Source organism: Variovorax sp. 20P10.2.4 (assembly GCF_058244205.1).
In genome coordinates this window covers 1-7,343 of the sequence record NZ_JBZAYE010000378.1, presented here as the reverse complement: position 1 = coordinate 7,343, position 7,343 = coordinate 1, and the positions used below count along the sequence as shown (strand labels likewise).

Here is a 7,343-nt window from a genome sequence, read left to right as displayed (position 1 = left end):
CTACGGCCTCACGCGCATCCTCGACGGCGTGCCGTTCAAGAAGCTGGCCAAGGCCATCGAGCGCGGCACCGAGTTCGTCGGCCTCAGCGACTTCACCGCGCTGCAGAACGCGCTGCTCGCGAAGACCGGCGCCGTGACCTGGGCCGGCCCCGCGGTGGGCGAGGATTTCGGCGCCGAGGCCGGGCCCGACGACATCATGGAAGCCTGCTTCGACGATCTCGCGAGCGGGCAGGGCGAGGGCACGGGCTGGCGCATGCCGGTGCGCGATGCGGCGCTCAAGCTCAAGCCCGTGCACGACGCCGTGCTGTGGGGCGGCAACCTCTGCGTGTTGACCAGCCTGCTCGGCACGCCGTACTTTCCGGCGGTCGACCAGGGCGTGCTGTTCATCGAGGACATCAACGAGCATCCCTACCGCATCGAGCGCATGCTCGAGCAGCTGCGCATGGCCGGCGTGCTCGGGCGCCAGCGCGCCATCGTCTTCGGCCAGTTCACCGGCATGCGCAAGGTGCCGGGCTACGACCGCGGCTTCGGCCTCGACACCGTGATCGACCGGCTGCGCGCGCAGCTGCGCAAGGTGCAGGTGATCGCGGGCCTGCCGTTCGGCCATGTGCCGACCAAGGTGCTGCTGCCGGTGGGCGCGAAGGTCGAGCTCGCGGCCGACGGGCGCGACGTGTTCATGGTGTGGGGCCATCACCCGCACGGCAGCGCGAGGCCGCACGGGCATGCGCATGGCCACGATCACGGCCACGCGCACGGCGACCACGCCGACCACGGCCACGCGCACTGAGGCGCCGCGCGCGCCAAAAAAAAGGCGGCCCGGAGGCCGCCTCGAAGCGAACGACAGGCAGCTCGCGACCGCCTGCCGTCCGTTACATCAGTGGTGGGGAATGCGCTGGTGCGTGCGCGGTCCCATCGAGCCCGGCAATCCGCCTTCGAACATGCTGTTGATGCCCTTCATCTTGCGGCGCGCGGCGGTTTCGCCGTCGACCGCGCTCAGCGCGGTCATCACGTCCTGGCGCAGATACCAGAGGGTTTCGACATCGGCGGCAAAGCGCACGCGCTGACTCACGCGTTGCACCGAGTGGCCGCCGTGCGATGGCAGCAGCGACAGCATCGCGCTGCGGATGCGGCCGAGCTGCAGATCCTTGGTGCGCGCACTGGCACCACCCGAAAGGTGCAGCAGACGAAGCAGACGACGGATGATCGACATGGCGAGTTACGTAACACCAGGAGCAAAGGTGGCGGTTACCTTAATCGGGCGATGATCAAGACACAAGTTGTGGAACATTGTTTCTTGTTTGAAAACAACACACTTTACGTAGCAGTTCGAGCAAAAACTGAGGAGTGTTTTCTAAAGTATTAAGGAAAATGCAGGACTTTTCCTACATGGCCCACAGTATTTATCCGACAGCTCACTCTTCCTCTTCAGAATAGTGCGACTTGGTGAAGGATTTGACGGTACAAACCCGTCCAGGGATGACCGGATTTCGGCGTTCTCCGTGTCCGGTCGGAGATAAGAAAACTCAAAACAACGGCGGTGAGGCCGAATTCAGAACATGGTTGTCAACTCCACTGTGGTGTTTGCGGACCTGACCGGGAGCACCCGGGTCTTCGAGGCGATGGGCAATGCCCGGGCCACCGAGACGGTGACGCGCCTGACGCAATGGATCGGGGCGGTGTGCGAAAAGCATGGCGGCCGGGTGGTGAAGTCGCTGGGCGATGGCGTGTTCGCGCTCTTCGCCGAAGGCGCGGGCGCGATCCAGTCGGTGATCGAATTGCAGCGCCAGCACCAGAAGCGCCTGCTGGCCTGGCCCGCGCCGCTGCGCATGGAACTGCAGATCGGCGTGGCCAGCGGCGAGGTGCTCGAGGTCGACGGCGACTGCTTCGGCGACGCGGTCAACCTGGCCTCGCGGCTCAGCGATCTCGCGGGGCCGAGCCAGATCTGGGCCACCGAATCGGTGATCGCCCAATTGCCCGAGGGCTCGGTCCATCACCGCGACCTCGGCCCGATCAACATCCGCGGCCGCAGCGAGCTCTCGGTGGTGCATCGCATCGACTGGCAGGAGGACGTGACCGCCTCGCTGACGGTACCGGCCGCGCTGATGGCGAGCCGCCATGCCGATTCGAACTTCGGCCAGATCGAGCTGAGCTGGCTCGACGTGCGCTCGATGTTCCGCACCGAGCAGTTGCCGATCCACCTGGGCCGCGTCGACGACGCCGAGTTCGTGGTCAACGATCCGCGCGTGTCGCGCCTGCATGCACGCATCGAGCTGCGCCAGGGCAGTTGCGTGCTGACCGACATCAGCACCTACGGCACCTGGGTGCGCTTCCACGGCAATGCCGGGCCCAGCAGCGAGATCGCGCTGCGGCGCGAGGAATGCGTGCTGCACGGCAGCGGCGAGATCGGGCTCGGCGCGCCGCTCAGCGATTTCAGCGCGCCGACCATCGCCTTCAACACCATGGGCGGCGACGTGCTGCTGTCGCGCCGCTCGGTCGGCTGAAGGGCGGCCGCCTCGTCACGTTTGGCTACCAGAAGCGGTGGCCGGGCGTGCACGGGGCGCGGGGGCCGGGCGTTGCTCGTGCATCGGACCGCCGTTCGCGGTCGTTTCCAGCCAGCCTGGACCGGGAGCCCTCAGTGAACCTCAAGCCTTCTTCTTCCTCGTCCCGCGGCCTGCACTTGGCCGCGCTCGCCGCCGTGGCGCTCGCCTCGCTGTTCGCGGCCGGTGCCGCCAACGCGCGCGGCCACTGGTCGATCGAGATCGGCACGCCCGGCGTGGGCTATCCGCCCCCGTACTACTCGCCGCCGCCCGTCTACTACGAGCCCGCGCCGATCTACTACGCGCCGCCCCCGCCGGTGTACTACCGACCGCCGCCGCCCGTGTACTACCGGCCGGCACCGCTGATCGCGCCGCCGCCGGGCCGGCTCTACTACGGCCCCGGCTACCCGTACCGCGCGCCCAACGACGACGGGGATGACGACTGACGCGCGCCGTGTCCGCCTGAGCGCTTGCTGAAGACAATCCGCGACAGGAATTGTCAAATTGTGTTTCTTGAACGACGAAAAAGTCACACAAGTTCACATTCCTAAGCCGAAAGTCCGCCGGTTCCGGCCCTCCGATCCACGGAAACCGGTGGGGCATGACCCTTGCCTCCTGACCCCCATCGGCGCGCGGGCGCCGCAGGAGCGAGGGTCATGTTCGACACGGAAGAAGCCGGCCAGCAGGCAGCGGCTCATGAGACGGGGGATGCGCCGTTGGCGCGGGACGGGGATGGCCACGGCACGCCCACCCACACGGGATCGGCCAAGGCGCTGAAGGGACTGGCGCTGTTCGCCATGCCGGCGCTGATCGCGGGCTGTGGCGGCGGAGGAGGCGGCGGTGGCGCGGGCGGCGGCATCTTCCCGGGCGCGAGCGGCGGCGCCAACCCGCAGCCCGATCCGGCCACGCCGGCCGACACCGGCCCCTACCACTACCTGCAGGCCAAGAGCGACGCCGAAGCCGCGCGCTTCCTGCTGCAGGCGCAGTTCTCGGCCTCCGAGCCGGAGATCGCCGCGGTGCGCAGCCTCGGCTATCTGCCCTGGCTCGAACAGCAGTTCAGCGCGCCGCGCACCCAGACCGCCTGGGAATGGGTCGAGAGCCAGCCCTACAACGCCACCGACATCGACGCCACCGTCTGGCGCCAGCTCATGCTGTCGGGCGACGCGGTGCGCAAGCGCATGGCGCTCGCGCTCAGCGAGATCTTCGTGGTCTCGGCCAACGACATCGGCTCGAGCTGGCCGACGCACATGATGGCCCAGTACTGGGACATGCTGGCCGCCGGCAGCAGCGGCAACTTCCGCCAGCTGCTCGAGGCCGTGACGCTCGATCCCGCGATGGGCTTCTACCTCAACACGCGCGGCAACCAGAAGGAGAACAACCGCGGCCGCCAGCCCGACGAGAACTATGCGCGCGAGGTCATGCAGCTCATGAGCATCGGCCTGCAGCAGCTCGAGGCCGACGGCACGCCGAAGACCGGCGCCGACGGCCAGCCGCTCGACAGCTACACGCAGAACGACGTGACCCAGCTCGCGCGCGTCTTCACCGGCTACGACCTCGACATCAAGCCCGGCGAGGAGAACGGCTTTCGCCCGCCCGGCGCCAGCTACACCGTCGAGACCCGAGACTGGACCACGCGGCCGATGGTGCTGGTCGCGAGCCGCCACTCGATGCTCGAGGCGAAGTTCCTCGGCGCCACCGTGCCCGCCAACACGCCCGGCGCCGCCGCGCTCAAGATCGCGCTCGACACGCTGTTCAACCACCCGAACGTCGGACCCTTCATCGGCCGGCAGCTGATCCAGCGGCTGGTCACGAGCAACCCGAGCCCGGCCTACGTGAAGCGCGTGGCGGCGGCCTTTGCCGACAACGGCGCGGGCGTGCGCGGCGACATGAAGGCGGTGTTCGCCGCCGTGCTGATCGACGACGAGGCGCGCGCGCCGGCCGGCCTGGCCAGCCCCGACTTCGGCCGCCTGCGCGAACCGATGCTGCGGCTCGCGCAATGGGGCCGCAGCTTCGGCGTGAGCTCCACCAAGGGCACCTGGCGCATCGGCGACCAGAGCAATGCCAGCTACGGCCTGGGCCAGAGTCCGCTGCGCTCGCCCTCGGTCTTCAACTACTTCCGGCCCGGCTACGTGCCGCCGGCCACCGCCATCGCCGAGCGCAAGCTGGTGGCGCCCGAGTTCCAGATCGTCAACGAGTCCAGCGTGGGCGGCTACCTCAACTTCCTGCAGAACGCGCTGCCCTACGGCATCGACAACGGCGACGTGCGCGCCGCCTACACGGCCGAGAAGGCGCTGGCGCTCGACCCCGCGGCACTCGTGAAGCGGCTCAACCTGCTGCTGACCGGCAACCAGCTCTCGAGCGCCACCGTGAACCTGATCACCAATGCGCTCGCCACGCCCGCGCTCAACGCCAGCAGCAGCGAGGGCGCCCGGCTCAACCGCGTCTACGCGGCCGTGATGCTGGTGATGGGCGCGCCCGAATACCTGGTGCAGAAATGAACCCCATGACCCCGACGAACACGGCCAGCCAGGAGCGGCGCCCATGCATCTGATCGATCCCGCGCGCCACACCCGGCGCGCCTTCCTGCGCCGCTCGGGCCAGCTCGCGATGGCCGGCACCGCGCTGCCGTTCGCGCTCAACCTCGCGACCATGGGCGAGGCCGCGGCCCAGGCCGCGCCCGGCGACGACTACAAGGCGCTGGTCTGCGTCTTCCTCTACGGCGGCAACGACTACGCCAACACGGTGGTCACGTACGACACCGACAGCTACGGCAAGTACAGCCAGATCCGCGGCGGCAACGGCGATGCCGGCGGCGGCATCGCGATCGCGCGCGCCCAGCTGCTGCCCACCTTGCTCGCGCCCACGCAGGCATTGCCGGGCGGGCGCCAGTACGCGCTGCATCCGTCGATGACCGCGCTGGCCGACCTGTTCCACAACGAGGGCAAGGTGGCGGTGCAGCTCAACGTCGGCCCGCTGATCGCGCCGCTCACGCGCGCCCAGTACGACAGCGGCAACCGCAAGTCCTGGCCGGTGCCGCCCAAGCTGTTCTCGCACAACGACCAGCAGTCGGTCTGGCAGTCGTCCTCGCCCGAGGGCTCGACCGTGGGCTGGGGCGGCAACATCGGCGACCTCGTGCTGTCGGGCAACACCGGCGCGCTGTTCACCTGCATGTCGGTGTCGGGCAATGCCGTGTTCCTCTCGGGCGACCAGGCGCTGCAGTACCAGGTCGGCACCGGCGGCGCGGTGCGCATCTACAGCGTGGGCACCAACACCGGCAACCTGTTCGGTTCCGACACCGTCAAGGCCGCGATGCAGCAGCTCGCGCAGCAGGCACGCGGCCACACGCTCGAGGAGGAATACAGCAAGGTGGTCCGGCGCGCGGTCAAGGCCGAGGGCCAGGTCACGACGGCGATCCAGAGCGACTTTCCCGCCGGCGCCTTCCCGGCCAACAACGGCCTCGCGAGCCAGCTCAAGATGGTCGCGCGCCTGATCCGCGGCCGCGCCTCGCTGGGCGTGAAGCGCCAGGTCTTCTTCGTCTCGATGGGCGGCTTCGACCTGCACGACAGCCTGATCGCCAACCAGCCCGGCCTGATGCAGCGACTGTCCGACGCGATGGCCGCGTTCCATCGCCAGATGGCGACGCTGGGACTCGCCGACCAGGTCACGGCCTTCACGGCCTCGGACTTCGGCCGCACGCTCTCGTACAACAGCGACGGCTCCGACCACGGCTGGGGCGGCCATCACTTCGTGGTCGGCGGCGCGGTGAAGGGCAGGGCGATCTACGGCACGCCGCCGCCCGTGAGCATCGGCAACACCGCGGCCGATGCCGACCAGTGGCACGTGGGCCAGGGCCGCCTGCTGCCCACCACCTCGGTCGACCAGTACGCCGCCACGCTCGCGCGCTGGTTCGGCGTGCCCGACAGCCAGCTCGACGGGATCCTGCCGAACCTGAAGAACTTCGGGCGCACGGCCAACGGCATCGCGTATCCGCGCGACGTGGGATTCATGGGATGAACATCATGGGCCACGTGACACTGATGGGTAGCCTCGACAGCGTCGAGGGCGGCATCAGCGTGGACTTCGGTCCGAAGCCGCGCCGCGAGGCACCGCCCTCGACGCCCGGCCTCGGCCTGGCGCGGCGCCGGCCCTTCGCCAGCGTCGAGGGCGCGATCGCGGCCATCGAGGCGCTGGACCGCGAGCTGCGCAAGTTCGAGCTCGCGGTCGACGACGTGCTGCAGGACTACCTCGGCGTGCAGATGGCGCAGATCACCGACTGCGCGCTGACGCGCGGCTGGGAGCCCGTGGGCTTCGTGCAGGACGAGGGCTTTCGGGTCTACCGCTACGAGCGCGTGCGCGGCCGCTCGAGGCAGGCCGGCACGGGCCGCTGAAGTGCCGGGCGGCCAGCGCGGCGCCGCCTGTCATCGCACGGACACGAATCCGTCACGCAGCGCAGTCACCATCCGGCTCGCCCCGGCTGCGATGGTCCCGACGTCCACGGCCCGGCTCCTCCGAACACGCCGCGCATGCACCTTTCCTGCACCTCCTTCCTCGATCCGGCATGCCCGCAGCGGGTTCACAGCTCGCGGCGGGACTGATGGCGGTGGCGGTGCTCCTGGGCGGCATGCCGGCCGCACGCGCCGACGCGCCACGGACCGCCGTGGCCGATCCCGCGGCGCCGATGCACTTCGACATTCCGCGCCTGCCGCTGGCCGCCGCGCTGAGCCGCTTCCATGCGCAGACCGGCCAGTCGCTGCTCTACGACGACGCGATCGCCGACGGCCGCATGGCCGGCCCGCTGCAGGGCGA

8 protein-coding genes are annotated in these 7,343 nt (G+C 69.3%); 7 read left to right on the top strand and 1 reads right to left on the bottom strand.

The window, feature by feature from the left end; all coding sequences use genetic code 11:
• Window positions 1–787: LD-carboxypeptidase (locus tag AC27VN_RS27490; protein ID WP_490878580.1), on the top strand; the 787-nt coding region annotated here is incomplete at its 5' end.
• A gap of 87 nt (window positions 788–874) precedes the next feature.
• On the opposite strand, the gene AC27VN_RS27485 is transcribed toward AC27VN_RS27490, so the two are convergent.
• Complete coding sequence (locus AC27VN_RS27485; RefSeq protein ID WP_093341860.1) at window positions 875–1,210, bottom strand: hypothetical protein; 336 nt, start codon at window positions 1,208–1,210, stop codon at window positions 875–877.
• A gap of 346 nt (window positions 1,211–1,556) precedes the next feature.
• On the opposite strand from AC27VN_RS27485, the gene AC27VN_RS27480 reads away from it, so the two are divergent.
• The 6 genes from AC27VN_RS27480 to AC27VN_RS27455 form a co-directional block, all read left to right on the top strand.
• Entirely contained in the window at window positions 1,557–2,501 is a 945-nt protein-coding gene (locus tag AC27VN_RS27480; RefSeq protein WP_093341862.1) for an adenylate/guanylate cyclase domain-containing protein, read from the top strand.
• 134 nt (window positions 2,502–2,635) lie between these two features.
• Window positions 2,636–2,983 carry a hypothetical protein gene (locus AC27VN_RS27475; RefSeq protein WP_490878579.1) on the top strand — a complete coding sequence of 116 codons (348 nt, stop codon included), beginning with the start codon at window positions 2,636–2,638 and terminating at the stop codon, window positions 2,981–2,983.
• A gap of 210 nt (window positions 2,984–3,193) precedes the next feature.
• On the top strand, window positions 3,194–5,035 hold the full coding sequence (locus AC27VN_RS27470) for a DUF1800 domain-containing protein (RefSeq protein WP_490878578.1): 1,842 nt from the start codon (window positions 3,194–3,196) through the stop codon (window positions 5,033–5,035).
• Between the two features lie 43 nt (window positions 5,036–5,078).
• Window positions 5,079–6,551: a DUF1501 domain-containing protein gene (locus tag AC27VN_RS27465; RefSeq protein WP_490878577.1), complete on the top strand. Its 1,473-nt coding sequence runs from the start codon at window positions 5,079–5,081 to the stop codon at window positions 6,549–6,551.
• Window positions 6,552–6,556: 5 nt separating this feature from the next.
• Window positions 6,557–6,925, top strand: coding sequence for a hypothetical protein (locus tag AC27VN_RS27460; protein ID WP_490878576.1), 369 nt, complete (start codon window positions 6,557–6,559; stop codon window positions 6,923–6,925).
• Window positions 6,926–7,095: 170 nt separating this feature from the next.
• The coding region (locus tag AC27VN_RS27455) for a hypothetical protein (protein WP_490878575.1) at window positions 7,096–7,343 on the top strand (248 nt) is incomplete at its 3' end.